This is a genomic window from uncultured Microbacterium sp., assembly GCF_947488465.1.
In the GTDB taxonomy this organism is placed as follows: Bacteria; Actinomycetota; Actinomycetes; order Actinomycetales; family Microbacteriaceae; genus Microbacterium.
In genome coordinates this window covers 341690-356278 of record NZ_CANKZA010000004.1, presented here as the reverse complement: position 1 = coordinate 356278, position 14589 = coordinate 341690, and the positions used below count along the sequence as shown (strand labels likewise).

The following is a 14589-nucleotide window of genomic DNA, read 5'->3' as shown; positions in this document are numbered from 1 at the left end:
AGGGAACCTAGACAGCTCCAACTCGACTACGGAGGTCTCCCCTACGTCAACAACGATCCGGGTCAGTACACCTAGGCGAGAGCTAGTGAGGCGGAGAGCGACGCTGACATCGTCGGGCACCTTGTAACTTTCGAGTACGACTTCTGGCGCCGTCGAAGTCGTTTCGAATAGCCATGGACCCCACGTCAGTGAAACCTTCAGTGGGGCGGCAGCCAACTGAGTCGGTGAGACCGAGACCCACACAGCGCCCGCCCACGACGCTGGCCATCTGTGCCCGGCCTCTTGGACCTCTCGATGAAACGAAAACTGCGGAGGTTCCCGACGAGCGCGCTGAGCCTCATAGAGATCCACGAGTTCGGTGCCGGTGCCGAGCGCGGCATCCAGACTCCTTAGGTCAGGAAGCGTCGCGTGCGCGAGTCCCATCTCCATGCGCTGTAAGGATGACTTCGTCACCGGAACCGACTTCGATACACCAGCGATCGACAAGCCGGCCCGTGCCCGCGCGGCACGGATCGCGCGACCCATCATCACTCGATCGTCCACGAGCTCCCCCACCTCTGATGACTCAGATTCGACCCAAACTGTCGAGCAGATCTTCATCATTCCTGATCTGATCTGCATCCTGGAACTGGATGGTGACGGCGGGTTGCCATTCGCACCGAAGGAGTGACGCATGAGCACGAACACATCACCTCGGCGTACTATCGCCGCTGCGCTGGCCGTAGCCACGATTGCTGCCGCGATGCTGATGGGAACGACGTCAGCACACGCAAGTTCTGAGCGGTTTGAGGTCGCCTGGAGCCATATCGGCATCTATCCGCGCTCCACTCCAGAAATGCTCGAGTCAAACCGCGTTGGCGGAGCGCTCCCAGACGGCTCTTGGGTTGAAGTGGCTTGTGAGACACGCGGAGCCACAGTGACAAGCGATGCCGGAACGTCGAACGTATGGGAGAAGTTGACAGATGGAACCTATATCCCGAACGTGTTCGTAAAGACCGGACACGATGGGTTCACACCTGGATTGCCGCGTTGCTCTACGCCTGCAACGCCAGCGAAGGCTGAGCTTCGGAAGGCCATCACCGCCGACCACTTCTTGCCCAATCAGGATGTGCCCAATTCTCTGCTGAACTATTATTTCTCGGCGGCGGGCGGCACCGTCGAAGTCGATTTCGCGTTTTACACGTCCGACGCACGCCTCATGACGTGGGCCAAGCAGCTCAAGATTGATGGCATCGGCAAGCAATACCTGGCGACCGCGGAGGATGGAGACGTCTACTGGGCGAGCGGAGCGTTCTCCGTCGCTCGCACATCTGAACACTGCTGGGCAGTCAAGGACAACTACGATTTCAATCCCGATAAGCCCACGAACATACCCTTCATCGGCAACTGGGGGATGCAGTTCTTCGGCAATGCGAAGGAGTTCACCGTTCGCTCGTCAGGTTGCCTCTTCGATTAGCGTCACGCACCGTGGCCCGGCACGCGCCGTATTTGCGCAGCTGCCGGGCTGCGGCTCGCCCCACCCCGCGACTGCAGCGACCGTTCTCAGCGGTGCGCACCGGGCGTGGACTAGCGGCGATGCGCGCAAGTGGACGTCGCATGGAGGAACGCACGAAGGACGTTCCGCTTGCGTGCCCTGGGCGTGAGCCGATCCGCGACGAGCGCTAACACCCGCTTACGCGTGATGCTCGTTTAGGGATGAGGCATCGACCGGGGAGCTGCTTCAAGGGGTCACCATCTACGTCGGGACCGGCACACCGCTGCTGCCGGCACATTTTCGCCGGGGTTCGCATGCGCTACATGACTGCACCTGCGGTGCAGCGATGCTCAACTGGTCGACGACGCCGCGGACTGATGCGTGTCCCGTAGTCGCAAGCAGTTGACGGTAGATGCCCCGTCCCTGAGCGTCGCCGCTCAAGGACGGGGCATGCGATCCGTTCGTTCAGCTGCTGCGTCGGCGCGGGACTGAGCTCAACGCTCGTCGGCGCCACACAATCGTGAGCATCGCGAACACAAGCAGGGGCGCTGAGGCGATCAGCCCGGCGGCGCCCGAGTCGAAGCCCAGCCGGAACAATCCCCAGCCGCCGAGGAACGCGACGACCACAAGAGCGGCGAACCCTGCCCACCAGCGCCAATCAGCGAGTGGCTGCCGCACGTTCACCGTGTTCGTCATCTGCAGTAGCCTCCGGCGTAGGTCCCGTACCACTGGAAGGCTACTCCGAATCCGAGGGGAAGAACTGGATCCACCATTCAAGGCAGCGGCCGGCGTTGTAAGCATTCGACGCATTGAGCACCAGACCGACACCAGCGACGGCGCAGATGCTCGCACCGACCGCACCGCCGACGGGACCTGCGATTGCAACACCGGCTGCGGTGCATGCGGCGGTGAGAGCGGTTGCTCCGTAACCGAAGTCCTTGAGCGACTTGGTTTCACCGTGGGTCCAACGCACCCGGACCTGAAGGGGCGCGGTCACCACGGCCTGAGGATCGGCGACGACGGGATAGGCGACCTTTGAGTTGTGCTCGACGTGCTGGATCACGGCTCCGTCGACGACTTCGTAGTGGGTCGCGACCGGGTTCAGCTCGGCGTCAACCGCCCATGCCGGTTCGAGACGTCCAACTACCACGGATGCAACGCCGCTGCTCTCTCCATCGACGAACGCTTCCTCGCGCAGGAGGGCGACGGCGCCGTCCGGCTGAATTTCGGCCGTGGTTCCTTCGTTGAGGGCGTAAGAGAATTCGGTCGGCTGATCTGCGGAGCCAATGACGGTGGAGATGCGGAATCCGGTGTCGGTGTGAGCGACGGAGATGTCCGGGGTGTTCCCGACTCCCTCGAAGACAGCGGTGCCGTCTTCCGCTGTCTCGGGTCCCAGCACGTCGAGGTCGGGAATTCCGAGCGTGATGGGAAGCTGGTCCTCCCGCTGGATGACCACATCTCCTCCAGCCTCTGTCGGGAGACTGACGTCGACATCAGCAATACTGATGCTCCTTGCATGGCAAGCTCTGCTTGGGCAAGGAATCCGACGCATCCCTCGCATCAGCACATCGCCGCGATTACGCGCTTGCCTCGCAGGCCTCACCGCGGCCTCACTCATGGCGATGGGCGCTCAGGCTCTCATCGGGGCGTCGCAATAGAGGTCAGGTCGCGATCCGCCACCGCATCAGCCGCGGGACGACATTAACTGCCGCGACGACCGCGCCAGTTTTCGCCGCAAGTTACACAGGTGATCGCAATCGGTGGCAAGACCGTCGAAATCGATCGTTTTTGGCAGGCGCATCAAGTTCTCGTCGGGCTCGCACCGCTAGAAGGACCGAGTCACGCGGGAATGCGCGAACCGACCTTGAGTTAGATACCCCCAGGGGGTATCGTTTAACCATGAACGGGTACAGCGACGGCAAGGCAGATCTCGCTAAGCGGTTGAGTCGCGTCGAGGGTCAGGTGCGAGGGATCGCACGGATGGTCGACGAAGACAAGTACTGCATCGACATCCTCACGCAGGTTTCTGCAGCGACGAAAGCGCTCGAAACGGTGGCGTTGTCGCTGCTGAGCGATCATCTGAGTCATTGCGTCGCCGAGGCTAGCGCTGAGGGCGGCGAAGTCGCGGCAGAGAAGGTCCGCGAGGCTAACGAAGCCATTGCCCGCCTGGTCCGTTCATAACCGCCACGTCTGTCTACTTGAAGGAGCACACGATGACTGATCGCATTGAACTTGGCCTGAAGGACGAGAACGCTGGCTGCGCGTGTTGTGCCGTTCCATCGAACACCGAGGCATCCACACCCACTGCGGCCTCGCCTTCCTCGGAAGAGGTTTTGGTTGCGGGTATGACGTGCTCGCATTGCGTGTCGAGCGTCAGTGACGAACTGACGGCTGTGGACGGTGTCGAGTCCGTCGACGTCGACTTGAACGCCGGCGGCATCTCCCGCGTGACCATCCACAGCGCAGCACCGGTCGATCCTGCTGCTGTGAGGGCTGCGGTCGAAGAGGCCGGCTATACCCTCGCGACCAGCCAGGCCTGAGTCGCTAACTGTCTGCACCCGGCTCGACCGGGCGCATCTGAGCAAGGAGTTCCGATGAGCCAGCATGACGAACATAGCCATCACGCCGCGCACGAGAACCACGGCAGCGCGCCGACAACGGAGCATGACCACGCGGCGATGAGCCACGATCACGACACTTCGCCAGAGCATAGCGGCCATGGTGGTCACGGCGGACATGGTGGCCACGGTGATCATGTGGGCCAGTTCCGGCGGTTGTTCTGGATCATGCTGATCCTCGCGGTCCCGGTTGTCGGGTTCTCGATGATGTTCTCGATGCTGCTTGGATACCCACTGCCAGACACCGCCTGGGTCGGGTGGATCTCCCCGGTTCTCGGAACCGTCATGTATGTGTGGGGCGGTGCCCCGTTCCTCACCGGCGCGGTGAGTGAGCTTCGCGCCCGTAAGCCCGGGATGATGCTGCTGATCGCCCTCGCGATCACGGTGGCGTTCCTCGCGTCATGGGGTGCGAGTCTGGGCCTGTTGCACCACGAGTTGGATTTCTGGTGGGAGCTGGCCCTGCTGATCGTGATCATGCTGCTCGGTCACTGGATCGAGATGCGTTCCCTCGCGCAGACGACCTCAGCGTTGGATTCCTTGGCTGCGTTGCTGCCTGACGAGGCGGAAAAGATCGAGGGCGATACAACCGTCACGGTTGCCCCGTCTGATCTGCTGGTGGGTGACGTGGTGGTGGTGCGCCCGGGCGGGCGGGTCCCCGCAGACGGGCGGATCGTGCAGGGCTCGGCCAGCATGGACGAGTCGATGATCACCGGAGAATCCCGGCCCGTGCGCCGCAGCGACGGCGACCAGGTCATCGCCGGCACCGTCGCGACCGACTCCGGTGTGCGGGTGGAGATCACCGCGATCGGCGAGGACACTGCTCTCGCAGGTATCCAGAAGCTGGTGACCGAGGCGCAGAGCTCGTCGTCGCGGGCGCAACGGCTCGCTGACAAAGCTGCCGGGTGGTTGTTCTGGTTCGCGCTCGGCGCTGCCGCGATCACCGCGATCGTCTGGACGGTTGTCGGCATGCCCGACGCCGCGGTGATCCGCACGATCACCGTGCTGGTGATCGCGTGCCCGCACGCTCTGGGCCTGGCGATCCCGCTCGTTGTGTCGATCGCGACGGAGCGGGCGGCTCGTGGGGGTGTGCTGATCAAGGATCGTCTCGCGTTGGAGAGTATGCGCACCGTCGACACCGTCTTGTTCGACAAGACCGGCACGCTCACCAAGGGCACCCCCGCCGTCACCGCGATCGACCCCGTGTCCGGCACCGATTCTGACCAGCTGTTGGCCTGGGCCGCGGCTGCGGAAGCCGACTCTGAGCACCCGCTCGCTCGCGCGATCGTCAACGCGGCGAAGGAGAAGAACCTCACGGTCCCTGCCTCGTCCGAATTCGAGTCCTCGCCGGCGGTCGGGGTCCGTGCGCGTGTCGATGGGCACATCGTGCAGGTCGGTGGGCCGTACATGCTCGAGCAGGAGAACGCCCAGGAGCTGGCGGTTGCCGATGAGTGGCGCAATGAGGGTGCGATCATCCTCCACGTCCTCGTCGACGGTCAGGTCGCGGGCGCACTGCGATTGGCGGATGAGATCCGCTCAGAGTCGCGTCATGCCGTCGAGGCCCTCCACGAGCGGGGTGTGCAAGTCGTCATGATCACCGGTGATGCCGACGCGGTGGCCGCCTCCGTGGCGGGCGAGCTGGGTATCGACCGGTACTTCGCCGGGGTGCGACCGGAGGACAAGGCCTCGAAGGTGAAAGAACTGCAGGGCGAGGGCCGCAAGGTCGCGATGGTCGGAGACGGCGTGAACGACGCCCCCGCGCTCGCGCAGGCGGATGTCGGTATCGCGATCGGCGCGGGAACGGACGTCGCGATCGCCTCGGCCGGGGTCATCCTCGCCAGCGACGACCCTCGGTCGGTGCTGTCGGTGATCGAACTGTCACGGGCCAGCTACCGGAAGATGAAGCAGAACCTCTGGTGGGCCGCTGGCTACAACCTGCTCTCCGTCCCGCTCGCGGCCGGCGTGCTCGCCCCCATCGGGTTCGTGCTCCCGATGTCCGTGGGGGCCGTGCTGATGTCCCTGTCGACCATCGTCGTCGCGCTCAACGCGCAGCTGCTGCGCCGGCTGGATCTCCGCCCGGACGCAGTAGCGGGTAAGTAGCAAGAAACGGTCAGGGTGACGGACGTAGGCTGAGGAGAACGGGAGGTGAGTATGTCGCTGATCAACGTCGCACAACAGGTGCGGGGACCGCGCACGCTCACCCATACCGTCTTGGCCGTCCTCGCGGTCGCGGTGGGCGTCATCGCGGGTCTGCTGGCGATGCACTCCTTCAACTCGCACGCGACAACTGCCGGCCACCACGACACCGTCGCTGTCAGCACGCAGGCCGATGTATCTGCCCATCACCACGACACGTCCGAAGCCGCCGCCGTGCCGGACTCACCGACGGCGGATGCAGGATGCGCGACGTGCGGGGGCGGGGACCCAATGACGTGGATGACGTGCGTTCTCGCGCTCCTAGTCCCCACGATCCTGCTCGGGCGGATCGGGCTCGGCTGGCGGCACGCGACACTGATCGCAATACTTACGGCCGCGACCATGCGCTGGCCCGCCCGTGCCCACGCCCTTCCGCCACCCCCCTCTCTCACGGTTCTCTGCATCAGTCGCACGTGATAACGCGCTAGCCCGCTCTGCGGGCACGCACCCCTGGCACCAGCAGCAGCCGGGCCTCATCACCGACCCTTGGAGAACACTCATGAAGATTCGATCCGCGGCGATCGCCGCACTCACCCTCACTGCCCTTCTTGCCCTCACGGGCTGCGCCGGAAACACCGGTTCTGGCAACGGCATGGAAGGTATGGACCACGGCGGCAGCTCGTCCGCACCCGCCGAAACAGCGGACGCGAACGACGCCGACATCATGTTCGCCAGCATGATGAAGGAGCACCACGCACAGGCCATCGAGATGTCCGATGTCGTTCTCAGCAAAGACGGCGTCGATGAGCGCGTCGTCGCCCTCGCGGAAGAGATCAAGGCCGCTCAGGAGCCGGAGATCCAGAAGATGGATCAGTGGCTCGAAGACTGGGGCGCGGATATGGACAGCATGGAGGGCATGGATCACGGCAGCGGCATGATGTCCGAAGAAGACATGCAGGCCCTCGAAGATGCCACCGGTCCCGATGCTGGCCGTCTGTTCCTCGAGCAGATGATCCAGCACCACGAGGGCGCTGTCGACATGGCGCAGGACGAAGTCGACAACGGTCAAAACAGCGACGCCATCGCACTCGCTGAGACGATCATCGACACGCAAACCGACGAGATCGCCACTATGAAGGAGATCCTCGCAACTCTGTGATCCCATGGGTGGGGTGCGGAACTCCCGCACCCCACCCATCGATCTGTTGCGCACACCATCATGCGAACCCTCAAGAAGCTCACGTTGCCCACTTTTCGACAGCGACACCGAGCGGCACTCACGCTCTCCACAACGATCGCGGCCAGCATTGTGCTGGCCGGCTGCACGGCACCCGCCGAGCCCACCACCGGGCACGACCACGCCGCGTCCATCAGCCACGTCCACGCGATCGTGCCTAACCCCTCCGAGGACGGATACCTCCTGGGTGCCCATGACGGGATCTACACGGCCACACCGGATGGGGAGGTCGGCTCGCGTATCGAGACGACCGACTTCGACGCAATGGGCCTCATCACTGTTGGTGATGCTCTCCTCGCGTCCGGGCATCCCGGACCGACCACGGCCCCAGAACTCGGCTCCCCCAACCTCGGAATCATCCGGAGCGACGACAGCGCCAGATCTTGGACGCCTGTCTCATTCACCGACGAGAAAGACTTCCACGTGCTTGCCGTCGGGAAGAACGACACCCTCTACGGGATCGCCTCGGACTCTGCGGAGCTCCTCCGCACTGACGACCTCGGTGAGACCTGGTCGGCGGTCGGAGAAATTCTGGCGTTCAGCCTCGTCATCGACAGTGAAGGGCAACTGATCGCCGCCACCCCAGACGGGGTGCAAATCAGCACTGATGAGGGCACCACTTTTACACCTCTGAACGAGGCGCCTGCGCTCTATCTACTCGCCGTGTCACCTGACGGCAAACGGCTTGTCGGTGTCGGTCGCGGCGGACAGATCTGGGCCAGCACAGGATCCAAAGCCGAGTGGGTTCCAGCCGGCGTCACTCATGGCTCCGCGCAAGCGCTCGCGACCACGAACGACGGTGACATCTTGGTCTTCGATGACAGCGGCCTGGCGGCAATAGCCAAGTAAACGAGAGGACGATATCTCCAGCGAAAGACGCTCACCTGTCCCGCTACACGCCGAAACTGTCTGCCGATACGAGGTTTCGGCGAACCATAGCGGCACGCCTCAAGCTGTGGAGTTCGGCACCTCTTGGCGCCCTTTTGTGAGTGCTTAATGTCACTGGTTCCGACGACGAGCATGTCGGGGCTAAATCTCCTCGCGAAAACGCGGGCTGCGCGTTGCGTGGCGGCGTATGGTCAGAGCCCGCCCTTGACAACACCGTAATCTTCCACCGCGCGCGTGGGCGCTCCTCACGTTTCGGCCAATGCGCTGACCAGAAGACGATCAATCCGCCGAGCGGTACCGCGATGATCGCGGCGCTCCAGACGAGCTTGGCAAACCAATCGCCCGGTCCTCGGTGCAGGACTTGTAGCCGGTCGTCGAGGCCGCCGCCAGCATCCTCATGATCGGTAACTAGCGACACTGAACGATCACAGAACACCGCCAAAGAGCGACGAACTCCACACCGGGTCGCGGCGCGTTAGGCCGGGCGTCCGCAAATGATCGTTTCTGAAGCACGAACGCACATCCCGAGGGCTCGGTTCGCACGCCGTGGGTGTGCGCGTCGTGTCGATGCCCAGCCGTGAATGGTCCGCGGACCAGGATGCGGCGTACCGCGAAGGGGTGCTTCCGGGATCTGTCACAGCTGCGCGTGATCGTCGAGGCCGCCGCATCCTTCGGGTGCACGACATCGCCGGACGCGACGGCATCATTGTTGGCATCGACGGGTTCGGTGTCTCTGCTACAGCCGACCAGGCGCTCGTCGCGCGCGGGATGACACCAGCGCGTGTTCTCGCCGCGATCGACGAGAGCGTACAGCTCGCCGACCGGTAGCCGCGCGGATTTGAGTGTGGCGCGCCGCTAGTGCGAACCGCGCAGGGGTTGCCGGCGTCTGTGGCGGCGGCATCGAGAATTGCGAGGTCCCCCGCCGCTAGACCACAGGGAGGGTGCGCGAGTCGAACAAATGGCCGATTGAATCAGCATTCTGAGCGCTCGCGAGAGACGAGCTCGCCGACTGAATTTTCCGAGTTCCCGGCACATTCCCGGCACAAGCGGCCGCCGGAGTGGCTGCACCGCCATCCACTACGGCCGTTTCATGGTGCTTTGATTGCCCGACGTCCTAGAGGTCGGCGCCTGGCTCAACAGTGAAAACCACCACTGATCAGGGCAAAGCGAAACCCCCGCGAATAGAAGCTTCGCGAGGGTCTCTGGGATGACGTAATGATCATCCGTGTGGCTCCGACGGGCGTCGATCCCGTGACCTCACGATTTTCAGTTGTGTGACACGGGTTTACGGGTGTCAGTTGGTGCTTGTTTCCCGCGTGGTTCCGCGGAAGTCGTGCTGGTTGGTGATGGCTGGTTCTCGATGGTTTCAACCGAGTTCCCGGCCCGGGGCCGGCCCACGCTCATCGCGATCAGTCTGAATAGAGGATGTCCCGGACTCCGATCCGGGGCCCAAAATCCGCGGTCACCACCGTGCCGTGAAGAGTGCTTTTCGTGCTGATTATGAGCCCCTCGCCGAATCTCGGATCGTGGATCAAACCTTCATCGTGGACGGTGCCTCTTTTCGGCGCGGAGTCGGCGGCCGATGGAGAGTCTTGTTGGGTGCCTATTTGATCCTCCCAAGCCTCGATGAGGTAAATGCAAGCAGGGAGTACGACGCCGACGGTCAGGCGCGCTAGAGCGCCATCTATGAGCCCTCCACCACTTCGGCCGTGACCGGTTCCTCGAGCATTTCGCAGCTCGCCTGCACCGTTCAGGATGCTTGCGACCCCACCAAGAAGTCGTTTTGCAGACTGGGCTTCAACTCCCCCCGAAACTTGAGTCGGATCTAGGCCTAGGTGAAGGAGCGTTCGCTTCACCAAGCTAGGCAGGTCAGCGACTGCGTCCGCATCTCCGGTCATCCCCAAGATCGTCTTGCAAACAGTCTCGATCAGTTCCTTCGTCTGGCCGACGATAGCCTCTGGGTCTGCACTGAAGTCGCGTCGAATCCGGTCCACTTGCCGACGCATCTCAGCGACGTCGATGCGAGCCGCCGCGGACTCCGCCGCAGCGAACACGGCCCTATCCGGGGTTGCAACATGATGCCCACTGGTGAAGAGGCGACCGTAAAGATCCGGCTCGTTCGATGCGAGCCACGCATCGAGATCTAAGTGTTGCGCGACCTCATCGAGCTTCGGATAGCGAGCGCGAAGGTTGCGGGCGAGGGGCAACGACCGCGTTCCCGCTCTCGCACCGAGTACGGTCGGGACCAAATCGAAGACATGACCTTCGTAGTCCTCGTCGCCCCACCTAAGCGCTCGAAGTAATCGCTCGTGACCGGTGATTGTTTCCTTGGTGTCGGTGATGAGGCCAAGTTCCAACCACTTGCTGGCATCCATTTTGGCGATGAGGCATCGTCCAACGGCGAGCTCCACCAGGTTGGAGGGCGCGTCAGGACGCCACGGTAGGCTCATGGCTCAACAGTAGAAGTCGCTGGGGTGCTTGTCTCCGACAACAGTTCGTCGATGGACGTTTCGAGAGCACGCGCGATTGCGGCGACCTGGAAAACGCCGGGGTCGACTACTACGCCCTGCTCGAGGTTCCGCACCGTGCTTATTGAGATGCCTGCGCGTTGTGCCAGCGCTTCCTGGGTCAATCTGGCTTTTCTGCGAACCTGGCGAACGGACGACGCCAGGTGGTTGGCGTCGCCGGGGTCGCGCTTCGTGGATGCCGGCACGAGCCAAGACTACCTGAATCTAGATACCACGATTTGCTTAGTTTGTCGGTGGTCGGCGTGTACGATGAACCTATGGCAGGAAAGGATCTCAAGGACCTCATCGCTGCCTATGGGCGGCGAGATGATCTGATGTTTCGTCGTGCGGCCCAGGCGCTCATTTCCGAGGAGGAAGCGAAGCGTCACACCACTCTCGCGCGCGAACTGACACGGCTTCTGGCCAGCAGCTCGTCGGTAACCATGTTCGACGGCCCCGAAATCATCGAGCCGCCAGTCGATCGTGACTCCAACACGCCGCTAGCGACAGTGCGGCTGCCTGAGCGTCGCTTTGAAGCCCTCGTTCTCAACGAGTCAGTTACCAGTGCGTTCCAGAACTACGTGGAAGAAGTTCGTTACTGGCCACAGCTCGACAGTTTGGGGCTCCCCCGACGAAATCGCATGTTGCTTTACGGGCCACCCGGTTGCGGAAAGACTAGTGCTGTGGAGGCTCTCGCTGCCTCCCTAAACCGCCCACTCGTAACGGCGCGCGTGGATGCCCTCGTATCGAGCTATCTAGGTGAGACGGCTTCGAATCTCCGAAAACTGTTCGAGTACGCAGATTCAGATGCGTTTGTTGTTTTCCTGGATGAGTTCGACAGCTTGGGCAAGCTTCGGGATGATGCCGCAGACCACGGTGAGCTTCGTCGAGTCGTCAATGCAGTTCTACAAATGATTGACGCCTATTCCGGTCCTTCGATAATCGTTGCAGCGACGAATCATCCCGAAATATTGGACACTGCGCTCTGGCGGCGATTTGATCTCGTGCAGGAGCTTCCCTTACCGACCCAGGAAGAAATTCTTCGCGTTCTCATTCATGTTCTGCACGGGCGTGTGAGCCTGGAATGGCTGCACGAAATGGCTGGTGGGCTGGTGGGACTTCCGCATGCCGCTGCTGAGTTCGCCGCCCACGCGGCGCTACGCCGCGCCGTGATGGCGGGCCTTCGAGAAGTGGATGGACAGATTCTGCAGTCTGCGATCGCCGAGACGACGGCGCGCCGCTGGGCTTAGAGCCGTTTGCGCTTCCCATGCATGTGCACAGTGCACCCGTAGGATCTGAGCATGTCGGACCATCTACGCCTAATCCCACCTATCTCGACTGAGAGCAGGCGCCGTCCGCCGGGGGGCGGCGAGGAATCAGACGGAGTGAATCGTCCGCAGAAGGCGACGACACTGGCCGGCATCCTTGCGGGGTTGGAAAGTGGTGGTCGTAAGTGGTTTCCTGATTCGACCGGCGACAGCGACGAAGAAGACGATTTGGGGCGAGTTGTTCTCAAGTTCACAACCAAGGGCGCGCCGAAAAAGGGTCCTCTGGCAACGTTGTCGATGATCCCATTGGGAGAGAACGGTGAGAACGAGTTCTTTACCCTGTCGTCAGCGGAATCCCGCCGGCTTTTTGCGGAGCTGGTTCAGAGATACGGCGGAACAGCGCCTTCCAACATCGAAGATCCTGCGACGTGGTTCCAACTACTGGATCAGATCGAAGACATCGAGCTGTACGACCGATCTGATCGAATAGACCCTTCACTTGCCATTGATAGCGAAGCCTCACAAGCCGTGGACATCGTCCTGTGGCCGACTTCGATCTTGCCCGACATCAGGGCACGACGACTCGCGGCCGAACGAGTCGAGGAAATCCTCGCGGTCGTCACAGGCGCTGACGGCTCCGTGGTGGCAAGTGATCCTCGACCCGATGCGCCATTGGTCAGAGCGGTCGTTGACGCGCCGCTACTATCGCTGCTTCTGGATCATCCGGTCGTCGAACGTGTGCGTGGCCCGCTCGCGGCCACCATCGCGCCCAGCCACTTCATCGACGCAGCCTTTGAGCGCGAGATACCTACGCCTGCCGGAGCGGCGATCGGCGTAGTGGACGATCTCGTCATTCGCGCCAATCTTCTTATGGATTCCGCCGTTGTCGAATCTGCGTCATTCCCCGCTGGGAAAGTGTTTGGTGCAGCAACGGCACATGCCACGAACGTTGCGAGCATCGCTGCCTACGGCGGCTTCGACGAGACGGTGCGTGGCGGCGAACTCCCGATTCCGTTTCCGATCATTTCCGCGCGCATCGCAGAGTCGGATGCGGCAGGCAATCCGACAATCAGCGGGAGCGTGGTGACGCTTTTTGAGGACGCGCTCACATGGATTGCGCAGCGCGGGGCGCGGATCGCGGTCATCGCATTCGGATACGACCACGCAGACACTGACCCCCTGCCCACTGAGCTAACGGCGACCATCGATCGACTCTCACGCGACCTCAAGCTTGTGATCGTTGTTAGCGCCGGAAACTTGCGGCGCGTCACACCTCACCACTGGCGTGACGACTACCCGACCTATCTTGATCATGGTGACGCGCGCATCGCGGCGCCCGGTGCGGCGGCATTGGCGGTTACGGTAGGCAGCGTTGCCCTGCGCGATGTTGCGCATGACCAAACTCTGACGGCGATCGCACCAAGCAACGAGCTCTCGCCGTTCAGTCGCACTGGGCCGACTCGAGGCAATCGGTTTGGTAAGACTCGGAAGCCTGAATTTCTTGCACCCGGTGGCAACCTGGGCTGGCGCGATGGCGGATCATCGCCTGTCCACGGTGACACGAACCTCAGCGTAGTCACGCTCTCAACAAGCGCCGTGCCAGCCTTTACTTCAACGGCTGGGACCAGCGTCGCCGCGCCGTTTGTAGCTCACGAACTGGCGAAGATTGCAACGCGATATCCGAGCGCAGGTCCGAATCTGCTACGAGCCTTGCTTGCGCTCTCAGCGCATGCGCCTGCGGACAGGCCCGGCCAGGCTCTGAGCGAGGGGATCGGGACTGCTTACGGGGTACCTGACGCTGAGCGTATTTTGGAGAGCGGTGGGCACCGAGCGATTATGACCTTTGAGGGCGAGGTTCAGCGAGGGGGAAGGCACATTTTCGCGTTACCAGTTCCCGCTGAGTTCGCCAGCGCCTTTAGCGGTGCGCAACGTCGCCTTCGTGTCGCGCTCGCATTCGACCCTCCAGTTCGACGGAGCCGCCGCGACTACATCGCGGGACGCATGATCTTCGATTTCGTGAGGAACATGGACCTCGATCTGGTCAAGCGCACCTGGGAGGAGCAGCCCTCGATCGCAGAGGCGGCTTCGCAGGGCCTGGAGCGTCTGGAGTTGCCCTCAGACCGACGCCGCCCCAAGACGATTCCCGGTGTGGACGCGCTGCGGTCGAACACCATCGTCCGCCGTGATGTCGAGACAAACAACTGGAGCGAGGACGACGAAGACTACTTTTTGGTGGTGTCGCACGACTCAAGTCCATGGACGACGGCACAGCTCGATCAGTACCCGACGCAGACATATGCGTTGGCCATCGAGCTCATCGATGAAGCCCGAACTAGCCTTGACCTTCACGCGCTAACCGAGGCGCGCCTCGCGGCGCTCGCACGCCAGGAGGTCCGCGCTCGTGTCTCCTAAGCATGACCTCGCCATTAAATGGACAAGTAAGAACATCAGCTCGTCAACATTT

General features: G+C 62.5%; 15 protein-coding genes. 10 read left to right on the top strand and 5 right to left on the bottom strand.

All coding sequences use genetic code 11. The features are described from left to right. Nucleotides 1-621: helix-turn-helix domain-containing protein (locus Q0653_RS11240; RefSeq protein WP_298944643.1), on the bottom strand; the 621-nt coding region annotated here is incomplete at its 3' end. 52 nt (nucleotides 622-673) lie between these two features. Here Q0653_RS11240 and Q0653_RS11235 point away from each other — a divergent pair. Then, nucleotides 674-1456, top strand: coding sequence for a hypothetical protein (locus Q0653_RS11235; RefSeq protein ID WP_298944642.1), 783 nt, complete (start codon nucleotides 674-676; stop codon nucleotides 1454-1456). A 483-nt stretch (nucleotides 1457-1939) separates the two neighbouring features. On the opposite strand, the gene Q0653_RS11230 is transcribed toward Q0653_RS11235, so the two are convergent. Together Q0653_RS11230 and Q0653_RS11225 are read right to left on the bottom strand one after the other, a co-directional pair. Continuing rightward, nucleotides 1940-2170 (bottom strand): hypothetical protein, encoded by a 231-nt coding sequence (locus Q0653_RS11230; RefSeq protein ID WP_261606900.1) that lies wholly within the window; start codon nucleotides 2168-2170, stop codon nucleotides 1940-1942. 40 nt (nucleotides 2171-2210) lie between these two features. After that, the gene (locus tag Q0653_RS11225) at nucleotides 2211-3092 is read right to left on the bottom strand and encodes a hypothetical protein (RefSeq protein ID WP_298944641.1); all 882 of its coding nucleotides are present in this window, start codon (nucleotides 3090-3092) and stop codon (nucleotides 2211-2213) included. A 281-nt stretch (nucleotides 3093-3373) separates the two neighbouring features. Between Q0653_RS11225 and Q0653_RS11220 the strand changes: the two genes are divergently transcribed. The 7 genes from Q0653_RS11220 (at nucleotide 3374) to Q0653_RS11190 (ending at nucleotide 9178) form a co-directional block, all read left to right on the top strand. Beyond that, the gene (locus Q0653_RS11220) at nucleotides 3374-3655 is read left to right on the top strand and encodes a metal-sensitive transcriptional regulator (RefSeq protein WP_298944640.1); all 282 of its coding nucleotides are present in this window, start codon (nucleotides 3374-3376) and stop codon (nucleotides 3653-3655) included. A gap of 32 nt (nucleotides 3656-3687) precedes the next feature. After that, nucleotides 3688-4014 (top strand): cation transporter, encoded by a 327-nt coding sequence (locus Q0653_RS11215; RefSeq protein WP_298944639.1) that lies wholly within the window; start codon nucleotides 3688-3690, stop codon nucleotides 4012-4014. A 54-nt stretch (nucleotides 4015-4068) separates the two neighbouring features. After that, nucleotides 4069-6189: a heavy metal translocating P-type ATPase gene (locus Q0653_RS11210; RefSeq protein WP_298944638.1), complete on the top strand. Its 2121-nt coding sequence runs from the start codon at nucleotides 4069-4071 to the stop codon at nucleotides 6187-6189. Between the two features lie 51 nt (nucleotides 6190-6240). After that, nucleotides 6241-6702 carry a DUF6153 family protein gene (locus tag Q0653_RS11205; protein WP_298944651.1) on the top strand — a complete coding sequence of 154 codons (462 nt, stop codon included), beginning with the start codon at nucleotides 6241-6243 and terminating at the stop codon, nucleotides 6700-6702. A gap of 82 nt (nucleotides 6703-6784) precedes the next feature. Further along, nucleotides 6785-7384 carry a DUF305 domain-containing protein gene (locus tag Q0653_RS11200; protein WP_298944637.1) on the top strand — a complete coding sequence of 200 codons (600 nt, stop codon included), beginning with the start codon at nucleotides 6785-6787 and terminating at the stop codon, nucleotides 7382-7384. A gap of 84 nt (nucleotides 7385-7468) precedes the next feature. Then, nucleotides 7469-8311, top strand: coding sequence for a sialidase family protein (locus tag Q0653_RS11195; protein WP_261606739.1), 843 nt, complete (start codon nucleotides 7469-7471; stop codon nucleotides 8309-8311). Between the two features lie 606 nt (nucleotides 8312-8917). Beyond that, nucleotides 8918-9178, top strand: coding sequence for a hypothetical protein (locus Q0653_RS11190; protein WP_298745042.1), 261 nt, complete (start codon nucleotides 8918-8920; stop codon nucleotides 9176-9178). A 581-nt stretch (nucleotides 9179-9759) separates the two neighbouring features. On the opposite strand, the gene Q0653_RS11185 is transcribed toward Q0653_RS11190, so the two are convergent. Then, nucleotides 9760-10800, bottom strand: a complete 1041-nt coding sequence (locus Q0653_RS11185) for an abortive infection family protein (protein WP_298944636.1) — start codon at nucleotides 10798-10800, stop codon at nucleotides 9760-9762. Continuing rightward, on the bottom strand, nucleotides 10797-11063 hold the full coding sequence (locus Q0653_RS11180) for a helix-turn-helix transcriptional regulator (RefSeq protein WP_298944635.1): 267 nt from the start codon (nucleotides 11061-11063) through the stop codon (nucleotides 10797-10799). The genes Q0653_RS11185 and Q0653_RS11180 overlap by 4 nt, the downstream gene beginning before the upstream one ends. Before the next feature lie 72 nt (nucleotides 11064-11135). On the opposite strand from Q0653_RS11180, the gene Q0653_RS11175 reads away from it, so the two are divergent. Both Q0653_RS11175 and Q0653_RS11170 read left to right on the top strand, forming a co-directional pair. Next, the gene (locus Q0653_RS11175) at nucleotides 11136-12107 is read left to right on the top strand and encodes an ATP-binding protein (RefSeq protein WP_298944634.1); all 972 of its coding nucleotides are present in this window, start codon (nucleotides 11136-11138) and stop codon (nucleotides 12105-12107) included. 135 nt (nucleotides 12108-12242) lie between these two features. Continuing rightward, a complete protein-coding gene (locus Q0653_RS11170; protein WP_298944633.1) occupies nucleotides 12243-14537 on the top strand; it encodes a S8 family serine peptidase in 2295 nt (764 codons plus the stop codon). Nucleotides 14538-14589 lie beyond the last annotated feature (52 nt).

Excerpts from the sequence above, each read along its gene's own strand:
- Q0653_RS11215 (WP_298944639.1), top strand. The coding sequence starts at position 3,688 with ATGACTGATCGCATTGAACTTGGCCTGAAGGACGAGAACGCTGGCTGC.
- Q0653_RS11200 (WP_298944637.1), top strand. The coding sequence starts at position 6,785 with ATGAAGATTCGATCCGCGGCGATCGCCGCACTCACCCTCACTGCCCTT.
- Q0653_RS11185 (WP_298944636.1), bottom strand. The coding sequence starts at position 10,800 with ATGAGCCTACCGTGGCGTCCTGACGCGCCCTCCAACCTGGTGGAGCTC.
- Q0653_RS11230 (WP_261606900.1), bottom strand. The coding sequence starts at position 2,170 with ATGACGAACACGGTGAACGTGCGGCAGCCACTCGCTGATTGGCGCTGG.
- Q0653_RS11190 (WP_298745042.1), top strand. The coding sequence starts at position 8,918 with ATGCCCAGCCGTGAATGGTCCGCGGACCAGGATGCGGCGTACCGCGAA.
- Q0653_RS11220 (WP_298944640.1), top strand. The coding sequence starts at position 3,374 with ATGAACGGGTACAGCGACGGCAAGGCAGATCTCGCTAAGCGGTTGAGT.
- Q0653_RS11210 (WP_298944638.1), top strand. The coding sequence starts at position 4,069 with ATGAGCCAGCATGACGAACATAGCCATCACGCCGCGCACGAGAACCAC.
- Q0653_RS11235 (WP_298944642.1), top strand. The coding sequence starts at position 674 with ATGAGCACGAACACATCACCTCGGCGTACTATCGCCGCTGCGCTGGCC.
- Q0653_RS11225 (WP_298944641.1), bottom strand. The coding sequence starts at position 3,092 with ATGAGTGAGGCCGCGGTGAGGCCTGCGAGGCAAGCGCGTAATCGCGGC.
- Q0653_RS11175 (WP_298944634.1), top strand. The coding sequence starts at position 11,136 with ATGGCAGGAAAGGATCTCAAGGACCTCATCGCTGCCTATGGGCGGCGA.
- Q0653_RS11205 (WP_298944651.1), top strand. The coding sequence starts at position 6,241 with ATGTCGCTGATCAACGTCGCACAACAGGTGCGGGGACCGCGCACGCTC.